Origin of the sequence: Pseudomonas sp. FSL W7-0098 (assembly GCF_005930585.1) — a bacterium.
Lineage (GTDB): Bacteria > Pseudomonadota > Gammaproteobacteria > Pseudomonadales > Pseudomonadaceae > Aquipseudomonas > Aquipseudomonas bubulae.
The window spans coordinates 668110-690234 of record NZ_RXHW01000001.1 but is presented as its reverse complement, the minus strand read 5'-3'; the positions used below and the strand labels follow the sequence as shown (position 1 = coordinate 690234).

Here is a 22125-nt window from a genome sequence, read left to right as displayed (position 1 = left end):
GGGAGCGGGCTTGCTCGCGATGCAGGCGACGCGGTCTGGCAGGCTCACCGTATGGATGCCATCGCGGGCAAGCCGCGCTCCCACAGGTTTTGTGTCGTAGTTAAGAGCTGCGGTTTGCAGGATTCATTGTGATGCAGGCGGCGCGGTCTGGCAGGCTCACCGTATGGATGCCATCGCGGGCAAGCCACGCTCCCACAGGTTTTGTGTCGTAGTTAAGAGCTGCGGTTTGCAGGATTCATTGTGATGCAGGCGGCGCGGTCTGCAGGCTCACCGTATGGATGCCATCGCGGGCAAGCCGCGCTCCCACAGGTTTTGTGGCGCACACATGAGCTGATGCCTGCATGCACGCTGCTTGGGTCAAACGCGGCCGACTGCCGCAATCAATTCCTCAGGCTCCACCCGTTGCGCGTAGTCCAGGTTGACGAACGCTTCGCGTATTACCGCATCCTGGTCGATTACAAATGCACCGGCCAGTGGCAGTGTCAGCGAGTCAGACCCGTTGACGCTCTTGAGGTCCGCACCCAGGGAACGGTAGATTTGGTCCAGTTCGTCCTCAAGCTCGAAAACAATGCCGTACTGACGGGCAAGGTGGTTGTCGATATCACTGAGCAGCAGGTAAGTGATCCCCAGCGCTTCACGGGTTTTACCCGTGAACTGCGGCGTCTGCGCCGAGACGGCAACCAGCGTCGCCCCCGCGGCCGTTAGATCACTGACCATCTGCTGGTATGCACTCAAGCCCTGATTGCAGAACGGGCACCACAGGCCTCGGTAGAACACCAGTACCAACGACCCCATGTCGAGAAAATCGCGCAGATCGACGTTCTGCCCGTTCTCGTCCTTGAGTATCGCCAGCGGCGCCTTGTCGTTGGCTTGCAACGCCTTGCTGCTCAAATGGCTATCGACCAGCTTTTGTAGCGAGGTCGAGCGCTTGGCTGGCCGAGAGGCAATAGATCGACTCGGCCAGGGCCTGGCGTTGCCCGGGAGGCAAGTCCTGGATCATTCCGCTGATCCAGGCGGTGTGCTCGACAAAAACGTCATCGACCACGCGCTTGCCTTGCGCGGTCAGCGTAATAATCAATTTGCGCCGGTCCGTCGGGTCGGTTTTGCGCTTGATCAACGCGGCGCGCTGCAAACCATCGAGCAGCCCGGTGACCGTTCCCGTGGTAATCGACAATCGGGTCGCCAGTTCCAGAGGGGAGAGCTTGCCTCCCGCGTTTTTGAGGGTCAGCATGATGACAAAACGGCCCTCCGACAGGTTGTAGCGGGCCAGCCGGGTTGCGCAGGCGCGATTGATCGCCGCCGCCGCCGAGAGCAACTCGAAACACAGCTTTACGCTGTCCCTGACCTCAGGCGCTGCGCTCTCTAGTTCACACAGCATGATGTGGTGCTTGTTCTCTAAAATATTCATAAGGCGCAGTTTATCTTGGCGCCTTACTAAGTCAAACGGTTAGGCCGAAGCCCCGCCTGGGGTATACTTTTCCGCCACGCAATTTAGCCAAATCATACGTATCGGGATTTCCATGAGTCGTTCTCTTTCCATAACCCCTGGGCGCAAACCGCTTGCGCCGCTGTTGGCCTTTATCTTGTTGCTGCAGGGCGCTGTTTTCCTGCAAAACAATGTCGGTACGCGCCAGGTGTTGTTGCTGATCGTCGGCGCGGCGCTGGGCTTGACCCTTTATCACGCTGCATTCGGTTTTACCTCGGCCTGGCGAGTCTTTATCAATGATCGCCGTGGTGCAGGCCTGCGCGCGCAAATGGTGATGCTGGCCGTGGCTGTGGTGCTGTTTTTCCCCGCGCTGGGAGCGGGCACCCTGTTTGGCCAGCCGGTCGTCGGGCTGGTGGCGCCGATCGGTGTGTCGGTGGTGTTCGGTGCGTTTATTTTCGGCATAGGCATGCAGTTGGGCGGCGGGTGTGCGTCCGGCACCCTGTTCACTGTCGGCGGCGGCAATGCGCGCATGCTGGTGACCCTGTTGTTCTTTATCTGCGGATCATTAATCGCCACTCAGCATGTTGACTGGTGGTTTGCCCTGCCTGCGTTTCCGGCGACCTCTATCGTTAAAAGCTTCGGGGTGGTTCCCGCCTTGCTGCTGAGCCTGGCCGTGTTCGCGATCATCGCCGCAGTGACCGTACGCCTGGAGAAATCCCGTCACGCCAGCCTTGAAGCAGGGGTGACCAGTGAACATCAGGGCCTGCGCCGCTTTTTGCGTGGGCCGTGGCCTCTGGTCTGGGGGGCGATAGGTCTGGCGCTGCTGAACTATGCCACGCTGGCACTGGCCGGGCGGCCGTGGGGTATTACTTCTGCGTTCGCGCTGTGGGGCGCCAAGGCGGCAAGCGGACTGGGGGTTGATGTTGGCAGTTGGGGGTTCTGGCAGATGCCGGGCAATGCCAAGGCACTGGCCGCGCCGGTGTGGGAAGACATCACCAGCGTAATGGATATTGGCATCGTTCTCGGTGCGTTGTTGGCCGCCGGCCTGGCCGGTCGTTTTGCTCCCAGCCTGAAAATCCCGCCGCGCTCGCTGCTGGCGGCAGTGATTGGTGGCCTGCTGCTCGGGTATGGCTCGCGTCTGGCCTACGGCTGCAATATTGGCGCGTACTTCAGCGGCATCGCCTCGGGCAGCCTGCATGGCTGGGTATGGCTGGTGGCAGCGTTTATCGGCAACACGGTGGGCGTGCGCCTGCGACCACTGTTCTTTACCGGGGAGCGGCCACAGGCGGCGTTGAGCGGCTGCTAAAAAAGGTACAGGGGCTGCTTTCTCGGCAGCCGTTTTTTTCAGCGACGATAGTCGCGGTGATGGTTGTCGTAACGCTGGTGCATGGCCCGGTCATGACGGCGGCGCTCGGCTTCGCGGCGGGCTTGCTCCCGACGCCATTGATCGCGACGCCAGTTTTCTCTGCGGCGATCGTCTCTGCGAGCTTGCCAGCGGTTGTCATACCGGTGGTGGTCGTCACGGGCAAGCAGGGGCGCTGTCTGTTCAGCGGCCAGCCTTGGCCAGGGATTGGCAGCCGTCGTCTGAACGGCTCCAGGTTCAGTAGCAAAAACCGCGGGCGGGGTCTTTGTCGGTGTAGCTGATGCCGAGCCCATTGCCGCAAACGCGAACAGGCTCAAAAGCACCATCCGTGGGGCGTGGAATTTCATGAGCGAAGATAACCTCTGAATATCATTCGAATGTGTCGCCATCTGCTGACTGACGCCTGGAGCTCGCGCTTGTCGCGCAGATACGCGTACTCACATAGACAGATAAACAGGGAAAAGTTCGCAAGCCGGCTGCTTGTGTAAATCGGCGCAGTATGCAAAACGGCGCCTGAGCGCCGTTGTGCCGGGTTTAAGGCAGGTTAGTGTTCTTGCTCGAAGCTCTTTTTACGCAAGGGCGGGGACTGTTCGTAGTGCTCGTCGGACTCCACCACGGGTACTTCCTTGCCATTGCAGTCGAACAGCTTGCCATCGCGAAATACATCGCCATCGTTGAGGCAGCTGATATCCCGGGAGCGCAGGATACGGTCGCTGGCGGCGACGAATACCGACTGCTGGTCGGAGTTGCCGGCCCGCAGATGGTTGAACAGCAGGTTGAGCAGGATGGCCATGATTGCGGCCGAGCTGATGCCGGAGTGGAAGATGGTCTCGAACCAGGTCGGGAAGTGCTGGTAGAAGTTGGGCGCTGCAATGGGGATCATGCCGAAACCGATCGATGTGGCGACGATGATCAGGTTCATGTTGTTGCGATAGTCCACCTGCGCCAGGGTGCGGATGCCGCTGGCGGCGACGGTACCAAACAGGACCAGACCAGCACCGCCAAGCACGGCAGTGGGCACGGCGGCGACCAGGCGACCCATCACCGGCAGCAGCCCCAGTGTCACCAGGATCAGGCCGCCGGTGGCCACCACATAACGGCTCTTGATACCGGTCACGGCGACCAGGCCAACGTTCTGTGCAAAGGCGCTCTGGGTAAAGGAGCCGAACAGCGGCGCCAGGGCACTGGAAATCATGTCGGCGCGCAGGCCGTTGCCAAGGCGTTTGGCGTCGACCTTGGTGTCGATGATTTCGCCCACTGCCAGGATATCGGCGGAGGTCTCGACCATGGTCACGATAATCACGATCAGCATCGACAGGATGGCTGCGAGGCGGAACTCGGGCATGCCGAAGTGCAGCACCTCGGGCAGTGCGACCAGCGGGCCTTCCAGCACCCGGGAGAAGTCGGTCATGCCCACGGCCGTGGCAACCAGTGTGCCGATAACGATAGCCAGCAGAATCGACAGGCGTGAAATACTGGCGCTGCCCAGCTTGCTGAGCAGCAGCACGAGCACCAGGGTGATTGCCGCCAGGCCGATGTTGGCCATGCTGCCGAAGTCAGGTGACTGACTGTTGCCGCCCATGGCCCAGCGCGCCGTGACCGGCATCAGGGTCAGACCGATGGTGGTGATGACGATGCCCGTCACCAGGGGCGGAAAGTACTTGGTGATGCTGGAAAACAGCGGTGTGATCAGCAAGCCGATCACGGAAGCCACGATCACCGCCCCGAACACCACCGGCAGGCCTCCTGCGCCGTCACCGCCAATGATGGCGACCATGGTGGAGACACCGGCGAAGGACACCCCCTGCACCAGCGGCAGGCGACAGCCAAAGAAAGGGATACCCAGTGTCTGCAACAGTGTGGCCAGGCCACCGGCGAACAGCGAAGCGGCGATCAGCAGGCCAACGTCGGCCGATGAAAGGCCGGCTGCCTGGCCAATGATCAGGGGCACCGCAATGATGCCCCCATACATTGTCAGGACGTGCTGCAGGCCGTAGGCCAGGTTGGCGCCAGTACCGAGGTTTTCGTCTTCTGGACGAGGGGAAGCGGTAGAAGTCATGGTGAGTAGCTCGCTTTTGTTATTTTAGATGCGTCTAACAGCACGTTCTCAGTTGCATCCGTTGAGCCCTGTCAGGAACTCAACGGCCTGAAGGGGTTATTCACCGCTGACCAACTGGTGGGCCAACTGGTTGTGGCGTTCCAGCACCCGCGGCAGGTCGACGGTGGTGAGGTGGCCATCCCTGACCACCACGCGACCATTGATCACGCTGGTATGGACCTGGGTCGGGGTACAGAACACCAACGCTGCCAGCGGGTCGTGATGGGCTCCGGCGTAGGCCAGATGGCCCAGATCGAAAGCGACAAAATCCGCCACCATGCCCGGTGCCAGTGCACCAATATCATTGCGGTTAAGCACCTTGGCGCCCCCCAATGTGGCAATTTCCAGCGCCTCGCGGGCGGACATCGCATCGGGGCCAAAACCCACCCGCTGCAACAGCAGGGCCTGACGTACTTCACCAATCATGCTGGCGCCATCGTTGGACGCAGAACCGTCAACCCCCAACCCCACCGGCACGCCGTGGTCGCGCATCCTGCGAATCGGCGCGATCCCCGAAGCCAGGCGCATGTTCGAGCACGGGCAGTGGGCGACCCCAGTACCGGTGCGGGCGAACAGCTCGATGCCGTGCTGGTCGAGTTGTACGCAATGGGCGTGCCAGACGTCGTGGCCGACCCAGCCCAGGTCTTCGGCGTACTCGGCAGGGGTCATGCCGAACTTCTCGCGGCTGTAGGCGATGTCACTGACGTTCTCGGCAAGGTGGGTGTGCAGCGAGACCCCGTACTGGCGGGCGAGTACTGCGGCCTCGCGCATCAGGTCGCGGCTGACCGAGAAGGGCGAGCAGGGCGCCACGACCATGCGCAGCATCGAGCCATGGCGGGGGTCGTGGTAGTCCTCGATCAGACGCTGGGACTCTTTGAGAATATGGCTTTCTTTCTCAACCACCGAGTCGGGCGGCAAGCCGCCCTGGCTACGGCCCAGGCTCATGCTCCCGCGTGCGGCGTGAAAGCGCATGCCGATCTCTGCAGCGGCATGGATGCTGTCGTCCAGCTTGCAGCCGTTGGGGTAGATATACAGATGGTCACTGGAAGTGGTGCAGCCAGAGAGAATCAGCTCGGCCATTGCTGTTTGGGTCGAAACCGCGATCATTTCCGGCGTGAGTCGCGCCCAGATTGGATACAGGTTGTTGAGCCAATTGAACAACTCGCCGTCCTGGGCTGCCGGTACAACGCGGGTCAGGCTCTGGTACATATGGTGGTGGGTGTTGACCAGGCCCGGGATAACCACCTTGCCGGTCATGTCCAGAATCACGTCGGCCTGTTGCGGCAGGGATTCGCTGGGGCCGACCTGCTTGATCAGGTTGTCTTCGATAAACAGGCCGCCGCGCCGGATTTCCCTGCGTTCACCATCCATTGTGACCAGCAGTTCTGCGTTCTTGACCAGTAAAGTCTTTGCCATGGGTATTCCTCTTCCGTTTGGAGTTTGCTTTCAACGTGATGCGGTTGCAGGCATCGGTTTTCGGCTTGAGCCAAGCCCTGGCAGCCGGATGCAGCATGGCTGGGCAGGGGCGGTCGGTTCACTGGCACACCCATGGGCGCAGTGAATACGCGATGACATGCGCCGGTAAGGCGCGTTGAATTGAAGCGGCTGTGCAAGCTGCATGGTGTTTGACCATCGCAATACGCAGCGGCGATTGCCGGAGTCGTAGGCGTGCAATGATGTAACCAGAATTGGTTATTATTGTATACAACTAAAAATGCAGTGATGTTGTCGATTGTGACCGGGGACTGGCAGGGGAGAAAATTTGCTGGAGTCTGGAGAGTCGATCAGGAGCGGGTGCGGGGGCGGGTAATGTGGGAGCGAGCCTGCTCGCGATGCAGGCGACGCGGTCTTTCGGGTAAACCGCAGGGATGTCTTCGCGAGCAGGCTCGCTCCCACAGGAATTGCGGGGTGTTTTTACCACCAGGTGTGAGGGCGGGACCTATGAGCGGCGCTGCTCACAGATCCCGCCCATGCAATCACGTCAACGGCGGTGTACGCGGCGGGATCATGCGTTTGCTGCCGGTTGCCTCAAATGCCGAAGCAAAGCGCAGCAACGCCGAATCGTCATAGGCGCGACCGGCAAACGTCAGCCCCACTGGCATGCCGATGTCGGCCATCACGCCCATGGGCACGGTCACGGTCGGTACGCCCAGATGGCGGATGGCCAGGTTGCCGTTGGCCACCCACACGCCGTTGCTCCAGGCGATATCCGCCGACGCCGGATTCACATCCGCATCTGCCGGGGCCACATCGGCCACGGTCGGGAACAGCACGGCATCCAGTCCCAGGCGGTCCATCCAGTCTTCCAGGTCGATGCGCCGGGTTTTTTCAAGGCCGCGCAGACCGTCTGGCACGCTACTGATCTGATCCCACGGGGTAATGCCGCGCTGGGCCATGCGCACGTATTCGTCCATGCCTGCCGCCAGTTCGTCTTCACGGTTGGGCAGGGTGCCCGGGTCGTGAGGGAAAATCAGCGGCCCATCAACGTCGGCCAACCGGTTGAGTTTAGGGTCACCGTTGGCGCGCAGGAAATCATCGAACGCCCACGCGGACAACTCCCAAAGCTCGTCATGCATAAACTCTTTGGACACCAGCCCGCGGGTGAACACGGTTGGCGCGCCGGGGCGATCGCCTTCGCAGTTGGAGACCAGCGGGAAGTCCACTTCAATCACTTCTCCGCCCTGGGCCTCGATGGCCTTGCGCGCGGCTTGCCACAGGTCGATCACCGAGGCACGGGTGATGATGCGTTGCCCGGTGGGGCCGCCGATGCCCGGTGCTTCGGATGTGCCGGCCTCGGGGTCGGCATTGATATACATGCGCGGTACGCCAAAGCGTTTGCCGGCCAGTGCTTCGCTGCCGGCATTGAGTTGTGCATAGGAGGCCGGACGCACCGAAGCCACACTCGGAATCGGTACCCAGGGCTGCAGGCGCCACAGGTCTCCACGGGTATCAGTATCTTCAGCCACGACCACATCGAGGACTTCGAGCAAGTCGGCCATGGTGCGGGCAAAGGGCACCACCACGTCCATGGTCGGCGTCAGCGGCCAGTTGCCACGTACCGAAATCACGCCCCGTGAAGGGGTGTAGGCGCACAGACCGTTGTTGGACGCCGGGCCGCGCCCGCTCGACCAGGTTTCTTCCGCCAGGCCGAAGGCCGAGAAGCTGGCCGCCGTGGCCGTGCCCGCACCGTTGGACGAGCCGGAGGCAAAAGGTGCCGTCAGGTAGTGGGCGTTGTACGGGCTTTCGGCGCGGCCATAGACCCCGCGCTGCATACCGCCGTTGGCCATGGGCGGCATATTGGTCTTGCCCAGGCAGATGGCACCGGCACCGCGCAGGCGCTCGATGGTGAATGCATCGCGGTACGCCACCAGGTCCTTGAAGGCGGGGCTGCCCGACGCGGCGGTCAGGCCCTTGACCAGGTAACTGTCCTTGGCGGTATAGGGGATGCCGTCCAGCGGGCCGAGGGTCTGGCCCTTGGCCCGGCGGTCGTCGGAGGCCTGCGCCTCGGTCATTGCCAGGGGGTTGCGCACCACCACCGCATTGAGGGCGGTGGGGGTGTCAGCTGTGTCGTAGGCGTCGATCCGCGCCAGATAAGCCTGTACCAGTTCTACCGCCGTGGTCTGGCCGGATTCGAGCGCGGCGCGCAGTTGGGCTATGGACACCTCGGTGACTTCAATCATGGGCTTACCGCTTGAGGACAATGGGAAACCGCAGAGCTTAGCGAAACTCCTGCCTGCACAGCCAGCCCATGTCGCATGTGTGGTCGCAAATAGTCACCACCATTTCCAGGTGTAATCGATATTGAGCCGCAGCTCGTTGTCATCGCGGTGGCTGGCCTGGGCGGTGAAGTCGTTGCGGTACCAGGCGTTGCGCAGGCGCAGCGACAGATCCTTGAGCGGGCCGCTTTGCAGGACATACCAGACTTCGATGTCTTTTTCGCTCTCGCTCAGGTTCGAGCCGCCAAACCTGGCCAGCTCGATATTGTCGCCACTCACGTAGCGCAGCATGCCGTTGAGGCCCGGCGCGCCCATCCCGGCAAAGTTGTAGTCATAGCGCACCTGCCAGCTGCGTTCCTTGGGGTTGAGGAACTCGGAACTGAGGGTGCCCTCAGTGATCACCAGCGGTTCGGTGCCAAACAGATACGGCATGCCAGTCTTGCCAGTCAGTTTCATATAACCGGCGCCGAATTTATGGGCCCCCAGGCTGTAGGTCAGCATCAGTGCGGCATTGCGGTTGTCCACCGTCCCGGCTTTGGCTGCGCCGTCTTCGCCAGTGATAAACAGGCGAAAATCGCTTTTCAGGCTGCCGGGGCCCAGCTTGCGATTATCGACTAAGCCGTAAAAGTCCTTGCGGTACAGTTGCGCGAGTTCGGCGTGGTAGTACTTGAGAGTCAGTTGCGCTGACCAGGCATAGTCGCCGCCGATAAACATAAAGCGGTTGGACTCGGCCGCACCATTGAAGCGGCCATTGGGCGAGCCGACAGACATTTTCTGGTAGTCGGTTGAGTCGCGCAGGTTGATGCGGTCCAGCCAGCCGACGTGCAGCGTCAGTTGATCGATGTCCTGAGACTTCAGGTAGGCGCCGCGAAACGTCTGTGGCAGGAGGCGGGTAGGGCTGGCGAATGCGATCGGCAAAAAGGTGCTGATGGTGCCCACTTGCAGCTCGGTTTGCGAGGCGCGAACCTTGGCGGTCAGCCCCAGTTCCGAGTACTCATCGGCAGGCTCGCGGGTGTTGGCGTCATACGGCAGCAGGCCGGTGCCGGTGCGGGCGCGTGAGGAATCCAGGCGCACACCGAGCAAGCCTTGCGCGTCCAGGCCAAAGCCCACCGGCCCTTCGGTGTAGCCCGAACGCAGGTTGAGGATAAAACCCTGTGCCCACTCTCGGGCCGCAGCCTGCGGGGTTGCATTGACGTAGTTACGATCGAAGTAATAGTTGCGCATCACCAGGTCAGCGTGGCTGTCATCGACAAAACCACTGGCCACAGCCGTGGTCATGGATAAAACCCAGGTGCAGGCGCTGAGCGCCCGAAGAACAGTCTTGAGCATGGCAGGTTCACTTTTATTGTTATGGGGGGTGGAGCACTGCGCGCCTTTCGGCGCGCAGGTAGTCAGTCGGGTGATGCTGCGTTGCGCCGCACCGATAGGTAAAACATGGCCACGGCTGCAATCACGATGCCTGGCGCCGACGCCAGCATCACCCCGGCGGTGCCGGTGCCCAGCGCGAGCATCTTGCCGGCCACCAAGGGGCCGCTCATGGCACCGAGGCGACCGATGGCCACTGCGCTGCCCACGCCCGTGGCGCGTATCGAGGGGCGATAGAAATGCGGTGCCAGGGCGTAGAGCACGCATTGACCTCCGGTGGCAAAAAAACCGGCAATAAAGCCCGCCGCCAGCATGCCCGGCAGATGGCTCGCCAACCCAAGGGCGGTCAGTGACACTAGGATGCCCACATAGATCAGTGCCGACAGCGCCCAGGCGGGCAGGCGGTCCATGACCCAGCCCAGAAACAGGGTGCCGGCTGCTGCGCCAATTTGCAGGGCAAGCATCACCCAGCTGGCCTGGCGCCCGGTGAACCCCTGGCCGATCACCAGGCTGGGCAGCCAGTTGATCAGGATGTAGACCACCATCAGAGTAAAGAAATAGCTAACCCAGATAAGCGTAGTCGGCAGTGCCGCGCCCTCGCGAAATAAACCCCGAACCACACCGATGGGCGCCTCGCCCTGAACGTTGCGAAACTGCTGCGACTCGGGAAGGTAGAGCCCTAGCAGCGGCACCACGCCACCGACGTAGAACACCACTTGCCAGCCACCGGCCAGGTCGGCGATGCCGATCAGGGCGGCCAGCGCGGCGCCCAAAGGCACGCCGCAATACATGAGGCTTACCGCCGTACCGCGCAGGCGCGGGCCAGCCACTTCGCTGGTGAGGGCGATCAGGTTGGGCAGGGCGGCACCGAGGCCAACGCCGGTGAGGCAGCGTGCGACCAGCAGGCTGTTAATGTCCCAGGCCAATGCGGTGGCAAGGGAGAACACCCCGAACAGCCCCACCGAGGCCATCAGCACCCGTTTGCGGCCAATGCGGTCAGCCAGCCACCCACCGGCGAACGCACCGGGCAACAGGCCGAAAATTCCGGCGCTGAACACCCAGCTCATATGTAATTTATCCAGTTCGAACGCGGCAGCCATGCCTTGAGCAGCGATCCCTGCGGCCTGTAGATCGAGGCCTTCCATGAGGGCAACGAGAAAACACAGGCCGATGGTGCGGGCCATTTGCAGATTGAGTGAAGTCATGGGCTGTACCCGTTTTATTGTTGTTATGGATGAAGCAGCGTTAACCCTTGTTTCTGTGGAAGCAGGCTTGCTCGCGATTGGATCAATGCGGTTCGTCAGGTAAACCGCGTTGCCTGCATCGCGAGCAAGCCCGCTCCTACAAGGGGGGGTAAGGAAGGCCTTAGCGTTTGAGCAGGTCCAGCGCCACGTCGACGATCATGTCTTCCTGGCCGCCCACCATCCGCCGCTTGCCCAGTTCGACCAGGATGTCAAGGGTCTTGAGGCCGTACTTGGCCGCAGCGATTTCGGCGTGGCGCAAGAAGCTCGAATACACCCCGGCATAACCCAGCGCCAAGGTCTCGCGGTCGACCCGCACCGGGCGATCCTGCAACGGTCGGACAATGTCATCCGCGGCATCCATCAGCGTGTAAAGGTCTGTGCCGTGGTTCCAGCCCAGACGCTCGGCGGCGGCGATAAACACTTCCAGCGGGGCATTGCCGGCCCCGGCCCCCATGCCCGCGAGGCTGGCATCGATCCGGTCGCAGCCTTCTTCAACCGCCGTAATCGAGTTGGCTACGCCCAGCGACAGGTTGTGGTGGGCATGCATGCCGGTTTCGGTTTCAGGCTTTAGCACGGCCTTGAACGCACGGAAGCGATCGCGAATGTCCTGCATGTTCATCGCTCCGCCCGAGTCGGCCATGTACACGCAGGTCGCGCCGTAGCTCTCCATCAGTTTGGCCTGGGCCGCCAACTGATCGGCAGGGATCATGTGGCTCATCATCAAAAAGCCGACAGTGTCCATGCCCAGTTCCCGGGCGTACTCGATGTGCTGTTTCGACACATCGGCTTCGGTGCAGTGCGTGGCGATGCGCACGACCCGGGCCCCGGCGTTGTACGCAGCCTTGAGGTCATGCACCGTGCCGATGCCGGGCAACAGCAGGGTGGTGATTTTTGCGTGGCTGATCACGTCCGCCGCCGCTTCGATCCATTCCAGATCGGTATGGGAGGCGAAACCGTAGTTAAAACTCGAACCTTGCAGACCATCGCCGTGGGCCACCTCGATGGCGTCGACGCGGGCCTTGTCCAGGGCGCGGGCGATGTCCTGCACGTTCTGCAACGAGTACTGGTGGCGCACGGCATGGCTGCCGTCACGCAGGGTGACGTCGCTGATATAGATCTTTTTATCGTTCATGGTTTTCCCCTCAGACGTTGAGCATCGACAGCGCCATGCGCTCAGCGGTGGCCAAGGCTGCAGAGGTCATGATGTCGAGATTTCCGGCGTAGGCCGGCAGGTAGTGGGCGGCGCCTTCGACTTCCAGAAACACCGAAGTCTTGAGCCCGGAATATCTGCCCAGTCCGGGAATGGTCAGCGGCCTGTCTTCAGGGATTACGTCAAACTGCACGCGTTGCTTGAGGCGATAGCCCGGCACATAGGCTTGCACGGCTGCCGCCATTTCGACGACAGACGCCTCGACCAGTGCCTGGTCTGCGGCTTCGCTGAGTACAAAAACGGTATCGCGCATGATCAGCGGCGGCTCGGCAGGGTTCATCACGATGATCGCCTTGCCCTTGGTTGCACCGCCAATCACTTCGATGGCCCTGGAGGTGGTTTCGGTGAACTCGTCGATATTGGCGCGGGTGCCGGGGCCGGCAGATTTACTGGCAATCGAAGCGACGATTTCGGCGTAATGAACCTTGGCCACACGGGACACGGCGGCGACCATCGGAATGGTTGCCTGGCCGCCGCAGGTCACCATGTTGACGTTCAACTGGTCCAGGTTCTGCTCCAGATTGACCACCGGTACACAGTACGGGCCGATGGCCGCCGGGGTGAGGTCAATCAGGCGGATGCCGGGTTTGATCGCGCGCAGAAAAGCGTCGTTCTTGACATGGGCACCGGCCGATGTGGCATCGAACACGAAGTCGATGTCCTTGAACACGTCCATGCGCGTAAGGCCTTCAACGCCTTCGTGGGTGATTGCAACACCCATGCGCGCAGCACGGGCCAGACCATCGGAGGCCGGATCGATGCCAACCATTGCGCCCATTTCCAGGTGCCGGGCATTGCGCAGGATTTTAATCATCAGGTCGGTGCCGATATTGCCGGAGCCGATGATGGCGACCTTGAGTTTCTTGTTCATTATTGTTGCCTCAGTTGCACGCAAGTCGCCGATTACTCGGCGCTGCCGTGTTGCGAGAAGTCCACACCGACACTGCCGATGCCTTCGATATGCGCGTCGAAACGATCACCGGCGGCCACGGCCACCATCGGCCCCAGTGCGCCGGTCAGGATGATGTCGCCCGCTTGCAGCGGATTGCCCAGGCGCGCCATGGTGCAAGCCAGCCATACGGCCGCATTGAGCGGATGGCCCAGGCATTGCGCGCCGCTGCCACTGGAAACTTCTTCACCATTGCGGGTCATGCACATGCCCGCATTGCGCAAGTCCAGCCCATCAAGGCTGCGGGCAGGGCCGCCGAGTACGTAGCAGCCGCTGGAGGCGTTATCGGCCACCGTGTCGACAAAGCGGATGTTCCACTGCTGCACGCGGCTGCCGACGATTTCCAGAGCCGGCATCACCCAGCCGGTGGCGGCCATGACCTCGTCGAAGGTGGTGTCGGAGTGGGGCAGGTCATATTTGAGGATCAAGGCGATTTCAGCCTCGATCTTGGGCTGCAACACGCGATCGATGGGTACGGTCTGGTTGTCGCCGTAGCACATGTCGGCGAACAGAGTGCCGAAGTCCGGTTGGTCCACGCCCAGCTGCGCTTGCACCTTGGGGTTGGTCAGGCCGATTTTTCGGCCCACTACCCGGCGTCCATTGGCGACGCCGTGGGCGACATTGATCTGCTGGATGGTGTAGGCGGCTGTCGCGTTGTCCTCACCGATCAGCTCGCGCAGGGGGGCGATGGCACTGCTGTGGGTTTCGGCGTGGCGCAGGTCGGCGGCCAGTTGGGCCAGTGTTTCGGGAGTCGGGTTCATGGCGGTCTCGGTTATCAGTGGGTCAGGAAGTCCAGCACCATGCGGTTGAAGGTGTCGGCGTGTTCCCATTGCGCCCAGTGGCCGCAGCGGTTGAACACGTGCAGCTGCGCGTTGGGCAGCCCTGCCAGCAGGCGCAAGCCGGTATCCATCGGCACAAAGCGGTCTTCGCGCCCCCAGACCAGCAGGGTTTCGGCGCTGATTTCGTGCAGGCGATGGCTGAAGTCGGGAAACTGTTTGGGATTGATGGTGCTGCTTTTTACGAAGTTTTCCAGGTGGTCGCGGCGCGCCAGAAGGTTATCCAGACGGGTCTGGAACAGTTCTTCGGTCAGGCTGCTGGTGTCGAAAACGAAGACGCTCATCATCTTTTTCAGGTTCTCGATGGTCGGCTCGCGGTACAGCGCACCGATCAGCTTGATGCCTTCGGTGGGCTGGGGCACAAATGCGCTCGGGCCGCCGGTGCCGCCGCCCATGAGGATCAGTTTGCCGATGCGCCCGGGGTTTTCCAGAGCGAAGGCCACGGTGCTGTGGGCGCCCATCGAGTTGCCGATGATGTGCACGCGGTCAAGGTCCAGCACATCGAGCAGGCCCTTGAGCGCCGACGCATTGAGGTTGGAGCGTGAGCCTTCGCTCACCACCGGGTCGCTTTTGCTCCAGCCCGGGCAATCGAGCAGGATCACCCGGTAACCGGCAGTCACCAGCGGTTCGATGTTGCGGTTGAAGTTGGCCCAGCCGCTGGCGCCGGGCCCGGAGCCGTGGAGCATGACCACGGTCTCGGCACCCTGGCCGACGTCGTTGTAGTGCAATTGCAGGTCCAGGTCGCCTTCCTTGATACGGGCAAAGCGGCTGGTCGAGGCTTCAGTGAATACGCTGGCAGTGGCAGTCATGGCAGTGTTCCTTGAATTCAAAGGGGGTGGGTCAGCGGCTGCGCGCCAAGGGCGCCGAAGCCTGCAATCCATTCGGGAATCGGGCGGTAGTAGCGGCCTTCGGTTTGGTAGGGGCCAAAGGCGGACAATGCGGCGAATGCGGCGACCCAGGTTTTCACCTCGTGGGTCGATTTACCGGCGAGCGCCGACAGCGCGTCATTGCCCAGTGCATCGAGGTCGCTCAAGCGGCCCTGCTCCAGCGTGTCGAGAAACTGCTGGTCCCAGACCAGGTTGAGCGGGTGCAGGCTGTTCTGGTCCTCGACGAAGTGCCGGGCGGCCTGGATGACCCGCTGCTGGCGTGCGGCGCGTTCATCGGCGGGCAACTGGCGGCCGCTGCCCATCAAGCGGTCGGCCATGCGGGCATCGACCTTGGCCAGCTCTGGCACCGGAGGCTGATGGGACAGGCCTCCGGACGCCAGGAACAGCACGCGCAGGTCCAGTGATCTGGCCCACTGGCCGATGGCCTCGCCCAGCAGTCGTGCCCGCTTGAAACCGGGCAGGGGCACGGCTACCGAATTGATGAAGACCGGAATCACCGGGCAGGTGCGCAACCCGCCCAGCAACAGTTCCAGGGGTTGGGCAAAGGCATGATCGACTTGCATTCGGTAGGACACGGCGGTGTCGATACCAGCCTCCATGACGGCTTGGGCGCAGGCTTCGGCCAGGGCTTTGGGTACGTCGAGGGGGCCGGCTGCGGTGTCGAAATCGCCGATGGCATCGGCGGCCATGCCAATGCAAAAAGGCGGCATGACGTCGTAGAAAAAGCCGTTGTAGTGATCGGGCCCCAGGAGCACGATCAGTTGCGGATTGAAGCGGGCGATGCGTTCGCGGGCATTGCGGATCATGCAGTCCACTTCGGCCAGCACTTCGGGGGCCGGGTCGACGTAGCCCACCAGCGGCGTGTGTGACAAACAGTGCAAATAGGCGCTCATCTCAAGCCACCTTGCTGACGGCTGGCGTCATCTGGATGTGTGGCTGCACGTTGAGCGCCAGGGCCAGCTCATTGCAGGCCTTGCCGAGCGTTTGCGGTGTGGCCAGCCCGGCGAGGAAGCGATCAGGGCGCAGCAGGGCAATGGACGATGAGCCGCGGGCGAACCACTCGCGCAGGCGGCCAGTGCTGTCGCCGACCCGAATCACGTCGTTGCCGGCGTCGCTCGGGGCCCTGAGCTGGACATCCGGCAGCACTTGAATAAACCGCGTGCCCAGGGTTTTCCATTGAGCAATCTGCGCCGTCGTAAGGCCCCAGGTCGGGTCGCAGCCCCAGGCGATAAAGGCGAAATTCTCGCCGATCACTTCATCGAGGAGCACGGTCGCACCGGCGTCGGTCAGTACCTTGGGCTGAATGAACATCTTGCCCACCGGCGAGCCTTTTTCGCTCGGCACGATCAGAGCGCCACGGCTGTATTGCGGCATGGGCTTGAAGCGCATCTCGACGAAATAGCGTTTGACCGGCGGCACATAGTTGAGCAGCCACGACACGCCATCGCGCAGGGTGCCCTGCCAGCGCTTGGGGGGGGCCAGTACGTGGCCGGCCAGTACCGAGAGGTCGATCATGGCCTTGGCGTGATCCCGGCGCTCCAGCTCATAGCTGTCGAGCAGGCGGTCATTGGCCAGGCCCTTGATCACCAGTGACAGTTTCCAGGCCAGGTTGGAGGCATCGCGCATGCCGCTGTTGTAACCCTGGCCCTGCCAGACTGGCATGATATGCGCGGCATCCCCGGCCAGCAGTACCCGGCCCTGACGGAAGCGGCCTGCGAGGCGGGCGTTGTGGGTATAGACGCGGCTGCGAATCAGCTCGATGCGATCCGGGTCCGGCAGCACTTTGGCCAGCAGCTTGCGCATGTTTTCGGGCTTGCTCAGCTCGGCCTCGGTCTCACCGGGCATTACCATAAACTCAAAGCGACGCACCCCGTGGGGCAGGGCGGCGGACACGTAGGGGCGCACCGGGTCGCAGCACAGGTACACATGGGGTGTGCTCAGGGGGTCGTTGGCGATATCCACGACGATCCACTGATTGGGCGCAGTCTTGCCTTCAAAACTGATGCCAAGGCTGCGCCGCACCAGGCTGTTGCCGCCATCGCAGCCAATCAGGTACTTGGCCTGCAGGCGTTCGCTGCGACCCTCGGCGTTTTTCAGTGTGAGTTGCACACCGCTGTCGCTTTGCTCGAAGCCATCGAGTTCGCGACCGAACAGTACCTTGACGTTGTCAAAGCGTTGCAGGCCTTCGAACAGCACGCGATCAGCCAGCGGCTGAATAAAGGCGTTACGGCGGGACCAGCCAAACTCATCGGTCTTGGGCTGGATGTCTGCAAAGCAGCGACCTTTGGGCGTCATGAAGCGCATCGCATGCCAGGGCGTGGTGTGCGGCAGCACGTTATCGGCAAGGCCGACGGCCTGGAATGTGCGCAGGCTTTCGTCGTCCAGGCCAATGGCGCGCGGGTAGTCGATCAGGCTGTCGAGCTTTTCCACCAAGGTGACGTTTACACCACATTGGCCCAGGTAATTGGCGATCATCAGCCCGACAGGACCCGCTCCGACAATGGCGATATCGGTGCTCAGGTCCAAGGTGGAAGCAGTGGGTGCAGAACTCATGGGTATCTCCGTACAGCGCTTTTTTTTGGATTTCTTGTTGGGCGCAGTATGGAAATCGCGAAGCTGGTGAACAACGAGAACCCTTGCTAGGGTGCACTCAGTGCACATCGTTGATTTACCAATAAAAATAATGGGAAACACATGAGCGAAACCGAATACAAGGCCGTGCGGGGCCTAATGCGCGGGTTGTTACTGATCAACGGTCTCAACCGTTTTGACGGGGGCGCCAGTACGGCTCAGTTGGCCGAGCAGAGCGGTTTGCACCGTACTACCGTACGTCGTTTACTGGAGACGTTGCAGGCCGAAGGCTACGTGCGCCGCAGTGAATCGGATGACAGCTACCGGTTGACCCTGAAGGTGCGTGAGCTGAGCGAAGGCTTTCGCGATGAACAGTGGATTTCTTCGATTGCTGCGCCCTTGCTGGGTCAATTGCTCCAGCAAGTGGCCTGGCCCACCGACCTGTGCACCCTGGATGGCGACGCGATGGTGATTCGCGAAACCACTCACCGTTTCAGTCGCCTGTCGTTTCACCGTTCGATGGTGGGGCGCCGCTTGCCCTTGCTGATGACCGCGACCGGGCGGGCATACTTTGCGTTTTGCCCGCCGGCCGAGCGGGAAGAATTGATCGAGTTGATGATCAGTCGGGACGACTCGCAGTCGGCGCTGGCGGCGGATCGCCGATTCGTCGAGCGACTGGTGGAGCACACACGCAGCAAGGGCTATGGCGAAAACAACGCGCACTGGGGAGAAGAGCGCAAGATCGCGGCGATTGCGATCCCGGTGATGCATGAGGAGCGGGTGATGGGTTGCCTGAACCTGGTGTATATCGCCAAGGCCATGCCGGTCGAGGAAGCTGCACGGCGGTTTTTACCGGCGATGCAGGAGGTGGTGGAAAAGATTCAGGTCGGGTTGGTTCAATAGCCTTCTCAGGCTCATATGATTTTCACGGGGTTAAGGCACAGGACATGTGAACAGTGCCAAACCTGTGAGAGCAGGTTTGCCTTCGATGCAGACGCACGGTGCGGCAGGCAAACTGCGGTGCTGCCATCGCGAGCAAGCCCGCTCCCACAAAGGGGCTTGCTCCTGGCTCACGGTTGTTGCGCCAACAGCGTGAAGGCTCTGGGAGTGTGAACAGTGCCAAACCTGTGGGAGCTGGCTTGCCAGCGATGCAGACGCACGGTGCGGCAGGCAAACTGCGGTGCTGCCATCGCGAGCAAGCCCGCTCCCACAAAGGGGGTGCGTGTGGCTAAAGGCGCTGCCAGAGCGCTTCTGCCTGGGGGTTGCGGTTGTCACGCCAGCGCACCAGGATCACTTCCAGATGGTCGGACTCCATGTCCGGGTACACGCGCACCAGTTCACCGCGCTCAATCAGCGGCGCCACCATGCTGTGGGGCATGCACGCCACCCCCTGGCCACTGGCGACCATCGGTTTGAGTGCCTCGGACACCGTGGCCTCGAATACCTGCAGCAAACGCTGAGGCTGGGGGTGACGGTTGATCTGGGTACGCGACAGTTCATGCAATTGCGCACTGCGCGAATAGCTGAGCAGCGGGATCGGTTCGTCGGTCTGGGTGCAATGCGCCGCCAGTTGCGGTGTGGCCACCCAGTACAGTTCGTCATGACCCAGGGACTTGACCTCGAACTCGCTCTGGCGCGAGTAGGGTGCGGTCTTGGTGTCGCGATAGAACAGGATGAAGTCGCAGCGCCCGGACATCAGCGCCATGTAGTAGTCGTCGGTGCTGCGATAGCCCGTGTCGATACGGGTGAACAGCGGCGCCTGCGGGCTGTTCAACTGGCTGATCCAGCCCGGGAAAAAGTTGCACGCCAGGGTATGCAGCGAGGCAAAGGTCAGCGGCCGGTTGAGCACTTTGACGCTTTGCTCGCAGTCGCGGGCCATGCGTACCAGCTCAACGGCATTGGGCAGCAGCGCTTCGCCAGCAGCGGTCAGGCGCACCGGGTTGCGCTCGCGGTCGATCAGGGTCGCGCCCAGGTGGGCTTCCAGCAATTGAATGCGTCGGCTCAGCGCCGATTGCGATGAGTTGCGCATGCTGGCCGCGGCCGTGAACTTGCCGGTATCGGCCAGGGCGAGAAAATCTTCGTACCAGTCAATGTTCATAGACTTATTCCAATATTCGATAGCCCGTCCAGCATAGTGGATCAATTGCCGCTATCCGCGCCATGCCGCCGTCTTTATTGTGCACCTAAACCGCCACCTGCCGTTGGATTGTGGTTGACAGGCATAACAAGAAGAATTTTAAAAGGGCAATGATATGCACAAATTGAATAGGGCCAAGCTTTTGCTGGGGGCTCCGCTGTTGGCCCTGCTGTTGACCGGTGCCCAGGCTGCCCAGGCAGGTGTGCTGGACAAGGTCAAGGCCCATGGCAGCGTGCGCTGCGGGGTCGCAGGTGACAAGCCGGGGTTTTCGCTGATCGATGACAAGGGCCGCTGGACCGGTATGGACGTAGACCTGTGCCGCGCTGTGGCCGCTGCGGTGCTGGGGGATGCAGACAAGGTCGAGTACCTGACCACCACCGCAAAAAACCGCTTTACCGCCCTGGCTTCCGGGGAGATCGACATTCTGTCCCGTGCCGCTTCCTGGACCGCTGAACGCATAGCCAACCTGGGCGTGGACTTCACCACGGTCTGGTTCTACGACGGCCAGGGCTTTATGACCCACGCTGCCGACGGCATCGAGAAACTCACCGACCTGGACGGTGCCACTTTCTGCCTGTCACCGGGCACCACCTCCGAGCAAAACCTGGAAGACTATTTTGGCCGCCGTGGCCTGACTTACAAAACCGTGGTCATCGAAAAAAGCCCCGAACTCTACGCTGCCTTCCAGCGCGGGCGCTGTAACGCCATTTCCAATGACTCTTCGGGGCTGGCGGCGCGTTTGGCGCTGATGAACAACCCCAAGGACTATGCGCTGCTGCCCGAGGTGATTTCCAAGGAGCCGTTGGGGGCCTTTGTCGCACAGGGTGATACGGTCTGGCGCAATATTGTGACCTGGACCGCCTATGCCCTGATGACCGGCGAAGAACTGGGCGTGACCTCGGATAACGTCGACGAGTTGCGTGGCAACAAGAGCGCATCCACCGATATCGCCCGTTTGCTGGGCACCGAAGGCACCATCGGCAAGTCCTTTGGCCTGGACAGTGACTGGGCCTATCGCGCCCTCAAGCAAGTCGGCAACTACGCGCAAATCTACGACCGTAACCTCGGCCAGCAGACGGCATTGAACATCCCGCGCGGCCTCAACCGCAGCTGGAAAGACCATGGCCTGATGTACGCGCCGCCGATTCGCTGAGGGGATTTCTGTGATGTCGACCCATCGTTCGCCCAATCTGCGCCTGTCGAGCGTGCTGCAGCAGGGGCTGGTACTGGCTCTGGTTGCCGCGGTGTTTTATCTGCTCTCCAGCAACGCCGCGCTGAACTTGAAGAACCTCAATATCGCCTCGGGATTCGGTTTTCTGTCCCAGCGCGCAGGCTATGACATCAGCTTCTCGCTGATTGATTACACCCCGGATGCGACCTATGCCCGCGCCTATCTGGTGGGCTTGCTCAACACCTTGCTGGTGTCGGTGCTGAGCATTGTGCTGGCGACCCTGCTGGGAGGTGCGCTGGGCATGGCGCGCGTCTCGGACAACTGGCTGATCAAGCGCCTGAGCGGCACCTGCATCGAATTTTTGCGCAATGTGCCGCTGGTGGTGCATCTGGTCTGGTGGTACGGCCTGGTGCTGGCGCTGCCCGGGGTCAAGCACTCGGCCTCGCTGTTTGGCGTGGTGTTTCTGAACAACAACGGCCTCACACTGCCCTGGCTCGAACAGGGCAGTGTGGTCGGCTGGGGGCTTTCCCTCATGCTGCTGGGCACGTTGCTGGCTTATGTGTTTTGCCGCTTGAAGGAAGCCCGCGGGCCGTGGCGCGGTTTTGCTTCCAGGCGCTGGCCCGCGCTGTTGGCAGGGGCTGTGCTGCTGCCCGTGCTGGTGTACGCCTTGAGTGATGCCCATGTGCAATGGGAAGTACCCGTGCAGCGCGGTTTCGGTTTCAAGGGCGGAATCACCCTGGTGCCGGAGATGCTTGCGTTATGCCTGGCCTTGTCGTTCTACAGCGCCAGTTATATCGCCGAGATTGTGCGTGGCGCGATTGAGTCGGTACACCGCGGCCAGTACGAAGCGGCCAGGGCGCTCGGCTTCAAATCCGGTTCCACAATGCGCCAGTTGATCGTACCCCAGGCCATCTACCCGATGATCCCGCAGATCACCAACACGTACCTGAATATCGTCAAGAACTCTTCACTGGGGGTGGTCATCGGTTTTATGGAACTGGTGTCGTCCACCGGCGGAACAACCCTGAACCAGACCGGCCAGGCCATTGAATGCATCGCGCTGGTGATGGGCACTTACTGCCTGATCAGCCTGGTGATCTCCCTGGGGATGAACATCTACAACCACCGTATCGGCCAGAGGGGGCACTGAAC

Annotated in this window: 19 protein-coding genes; 4 read left to right on the top strand and 15 right to left on the bottom strand. The window is 61.7% G+C overall.

Translation table 11 applies throughout. The features are described from left to right. Positions 1–357: 357 nt before the first annotated feature. Complete coding sequence (locus tag FHL07_RS03005; RefSeq protein ID WP_178084365.1) at positions 358–891, bottom strand: peroxiredoxin-like family protein; 534 nt, start codon at positions 889–891, stop codon at positions 358–360. Positions 892–895: 4 nt separating this feature from the next. Then, positions 896–1408, bottom strand: coding sequence for a MarR family winged helix-turn-helix transcriptional regulator (locus FHL07_RS03000; RefSeq protein ID WP_095023521.1), 513 nt, complete (start codon positions 1406–1408; stop codon positions 896–898). Between the two features lie 112 nt (positions 1409–1520). Here FHL07_RS03000 and FHL07_RS02995 point away from each other — a divergent pair, with 112 nt between their 5' ends. Then, entirely contained in the window at positions 1521–2732 is a 1212-nt protein-coding gene (locus tag FHL07_RS02995; RefSeq protein WP_095000522.1) for a YeeE/YedE family protein, read from the top strand. Between the two features lie 38 nt (positions 2733–2770). On the opposite strand, the gene FHL07_RS02990 is transcribed toward FHL07_RS02995, so the two are convergent. The 12 genes from FHL07_RS02990 to FHL07_RS02935 form a co-directional block, all read right to left on the bottom strand. Continuing rightward, a complete protein-coding gene (locus FHL07_RS02990; RefSeq protein ID WP_165484574.1) occupies positions 2771–3136 on the bottom strand; it encodes a hypothetical protein in 366 nt (121 codons plus the stop codon). A 197-nt stretch (positions 3137–3333) separates the two neighbouring features. After that, positions 3334–4848: a nucleobase:cation symporter-2 family protein gene (locus FHL07_RS02985; RefSeq protein ID WP_095000520.1), complete on the bottom strand. Its 1515-nt coding sequence runs from the start codon at positions 4846–4848 to the stop codon at positions 3334–3336. Between the two features lie 96 nt (positions 4849–4944). Next, positions 4945–6303: an 8-oxoguanine deaminase gene (locus FHL07_RS02980; protein ID WP_138738080.1), complete on the bottom strand. Its 1359-nt coding sequence runs from the start codon at positions 6301–6303 to the stop codon at positions 4945–4947. 560 nt (positions 6304–6863) lie between these two features. Next, the gene (locus FHL07_RS02975) at positions 6864–8567 is read right to left on the bottom strand and encodes an amidase (RefSeq protein WP_133144496.1); all 1704 of its coding nucleotides are present in this window, start codon (positions 8565–8567) and stop codon (positions 6864–6866) included. 93 nt (positions 8568–8660) lie between these two features. Continuing rightward, positions 8661–9932, bottom strand: a complete 1272-nt coding sequence (locus tag FHL07_RS02970; RefSeq protein WP_095020986.1) for an OprD family porin — start codon at positions 9930–9932, stop codon at positions 8661–8663. A 62-nt stretch (positions 9933–9994) separates the two neighbouring features. After that, positions 9995–11173, bottom strand: coding sequence for a 3-(3-hydroxy-phenyl)propionate transporter MhpT (gene mhpT / locus FHL07_RS02965; RefSeq protein ID WP_138738079.1), 1179 nt, complete (start codon positions 11171–11173; stop codon positions 9995–9997). A gap of 160 nt (positions 11174–11333) precedes the next feature. Then, on the bottom strand, positions 11334–12344 hold the full coding sequence (gene dmpG / locus FHL07_RS02960) for a 4-hydroxy-2-oxovalerate aldolase (RefSeq protein ID WP_095000515.1): 1011 nt from the start codon (positions 12342–12344) through the stop codon (positions 11334–11336). A gap of 10 nt (positions 12345–12354) precedes the next feature. Then, on the bottom strand, positions 12355–13293 hold the full coding sequence (locus tag FHL07_RS02955) for an acetaldehyde dehydrogenase (acetylating) (RefSeq protein ID WP_095018102.1): 939 nt from the start codon (positions 13291–13293) through the stop codon (positions 12355–12357). A 32-nt stretch (positions 13294–13325) separates the two neighbouring features. Further along, on the bottom strand, positions 13326–14132 hold the full coding sequence (gene mhpD / locus FHL07_RS02950) for a 2-keto-4-pentenoate hydratase (RefSeq protein ID WP_138738078.1): 807 nt from the start codon (positions 14130–14132) through the stop codon (positions 13326–13328). A 14-nt stretch (positions 14133–14146) separates the two neighbouring features. Then, positions 14147–15016, bottom strand: coding sequence for an alpha/beta fold hydrolase (locus FHL07_RS02945; protein WP_095018100.1), 870 nt, complete (start codon positions 15014–15016; stop codon positions 14147–14149). A 17-nt stretch (positions 15017–15033) separates the two neighbouring features. After that, on the bottom strand, positions 15034–15987 hold the full coding sequence (mhpB, locus tag FHL07_RS02940) for a 3-carboxyethylcatechol 2,3-dioxygenase (RefSeq protein ID WP_138738077.1): 954 nt from the start codon (positions 15985–15987) through the stop codon (positions 15034–15036). Position 15988: 1 nt separating this feature from the next. Continuing rightward, positions 15989–17647 carry a bifunctional 3-(3-hydroxy-phenyl)propionate/3-hydroxycinnamic acid hydroxylase gene (locus FHL07_RS02935; RefSeq protein WP_095039196.1) on the bottom strand — a complete coding sequence of 553 codons (1659 nt, stop codon included), beginning with the start codon at positions 17645–17647 and terminating at the stop codon, positions 15989–15991. A gap of 141 nt (positions 17648–17788) precedes the next feature. Here FHL07_RS02935 and FHL07_RS02930 point away from each other — a divergent pair, with 141 nt between their 5' ends. Beyond that, positions 17789–18568, top strand: coding sequence for a DNA-binding transcriptional regulator (locus FHL07_RS02930; RefSeq protein ID WP_095000509.1), 780 nt, complete (start codon positions 17789–17791; stop codon positions 18566–18568). A 325-nt stretch (positions 18569–18893) separates the two neighbouring features. Here FHL07_RS02930 and FHL07_RS02925 read toward each other — a convergent pair whose 3' ends face one another. Next, on the bottom strand, positions 18894–19763 hold the full coding sequence (locus FHL07_RS02925) for a LysR family transcriptional regulator (protein WP_095000508.1): 870 nt from the start codon (positions 19761–19763) through the stop codon (positions 18894–18896). A 154-nt stretch (positions 19764–19917) separates the two neighbouring features. Between FHL07_RS02925 and FHL07_RS02920 the strand changes: the two genes are divergently transcribed. Together FHL07_RS02920 and FHL07_RS02915 are read left to right on the top strand one after the other, a co-directional pair. Continuing rightward, entirely contained in the window at positions 19918–20955 is a 1038-nt protein-coding gene (locus FHL07_RS02920; protein ID WP_095000507.1) for an amino acid ABC transporter substrate-binding protein, read from the top strand. 13 nt (positions 20956–20968) lie between these two features. Further along, positions 20969–22123, top strand: coding sequence for an amino acid ABC transporter permease (locus FHL07_RS02915; protein WP_095025851.1), 1155 nt, complete (start codon positions 20969–20971; stop codon positions 22121–22123). Positions 22124–22125: the final 2 nt, after the last annotated feature.

Bases quoted from the DNA above. Each gene is read 5' to 3' on its own strand.
- FHL07_RS02955 (WP_095018102.1), bottom strand. From the start codon at position 13,293: ATGAACAAGAAACTCAAGGTCGCCATCATCGGCTCCGGCAATATCGGC.
- FHL07_RS02935 (WP_095039196.1), bottom strand. From the start codon at position 17,647: ATGAGTTCTGCACCCACTGCTTCCACCTTGGACCTGAGCACCGATATC.
- dmpG (WP_095000515.1), bottom strand. From the start codon at position 12,344: ATGAACGATAAAAAGATCTATATCAGCGACGTCACCCTGCGTGACGGC.
- FHL07_RS02930 (WP_095000509.1), top strand. From the start codon at position 17,789: ATGAGCGAAACCGAATACAAGGCCGTGCGGGGCCTAATGCGCGGGTTG.
- mhpD (WP_138738078.1), bottom strand. From the start codon at position 14,132: ATGAACCCGACTCCCGAAACACTGGCCCAACTGGCCGCCGACCTGCGC.
- FHL07_RS02985 (WP_095000520.1), bottom strand. From the start codon at position 4,848: ATGACTTCTACCGCTTCCCCTCGTCCAGAAGACGAAAACCTCGGTACT.
- FHL07_RS02970 (WP_095020986.1), bottom strand. From the start codon at position 9,932: ATGCTCAAGACTGTTCTTCGGGCGCTCAGCGCCTGCACCTGGGTTTTA.
- FHL07_RS02980 (WP_138738080.1), bottom strand. From the start codon at position 6,303: ATGGCAAAGACTTTACTGGTCAAGAACGCAGAACTGCTGGTCACAATG.
- FHL07_RS02920 (WP_095000507.1), top strand. From the start codon at position 19,918: ATGCACAAATTGAATAGGGCCAAGCTTTTGCTGGGGGCTCCGCTGTTG.
- FHL07_RS02945 (WP_095018100.1), bottom strand. From the start codon at position 15,016: ATGACTGCCACTGCCAGCGTATTCACTGAAGCCTCGACCAGCCGCTTT.
- FHL07_RS02915 (WP_095025851.1), top strand. From the start codon at position 20,969: ATGTCGACCCATCGTTCGCCCAATCTGCGCCTGTCGAGCGTGCTGCAG.
- FHL07_RS02995 (WP_095000522.1), top strand. From the start codon at position 1,521: ATGAGTCGTTCTCTTTCCATAACCCCTGGGCGCAAACCGCTTGCGCCG.
- mhpT (WP_138738079.1), bottom strand. From the start codon at position 11,173: ATGACTTCACTCAATCTGCAAATGGCCCGCACCATCGGCCTGTGTTTT.
- FHL07_RS02975 (WP_133144496.1), bottom strand. From the start codon at position 8,567: ATGATTGAAGTCACCGAGGTGTCCATAGCCCAACTGCGCGCCGCGCTC.
- mhpB (WP_138738077.1), bottom strand. From the start codon at position 15,987: ATGAGCGCCTATTTGCACTGTTTGTCACACACGCCGCTGGTGGGCTAC.
- FHL07_RS02925 (WP_095000508.1), bottom strand. From the start codon at position 19,763: ATGAACATTGACTGGTACGAAGATTTTCTCGCCCTGGCCGATACCGGC.
- FHL07_RS02990 (WP_165484574.1), bottom strand. From the start codon at position 3,136: ATGAAATTCCACGCCCCACGGATGGTGCTTTTGAGCCTGTTCGCGTTT.
- FHL07_RS03000 (WP_095023521.1), bottom strand. From the start codon at position 1,408: ATGAATATTTTAGAGAACAAGCACCACATCATGCTGTGTGAACTAGAG.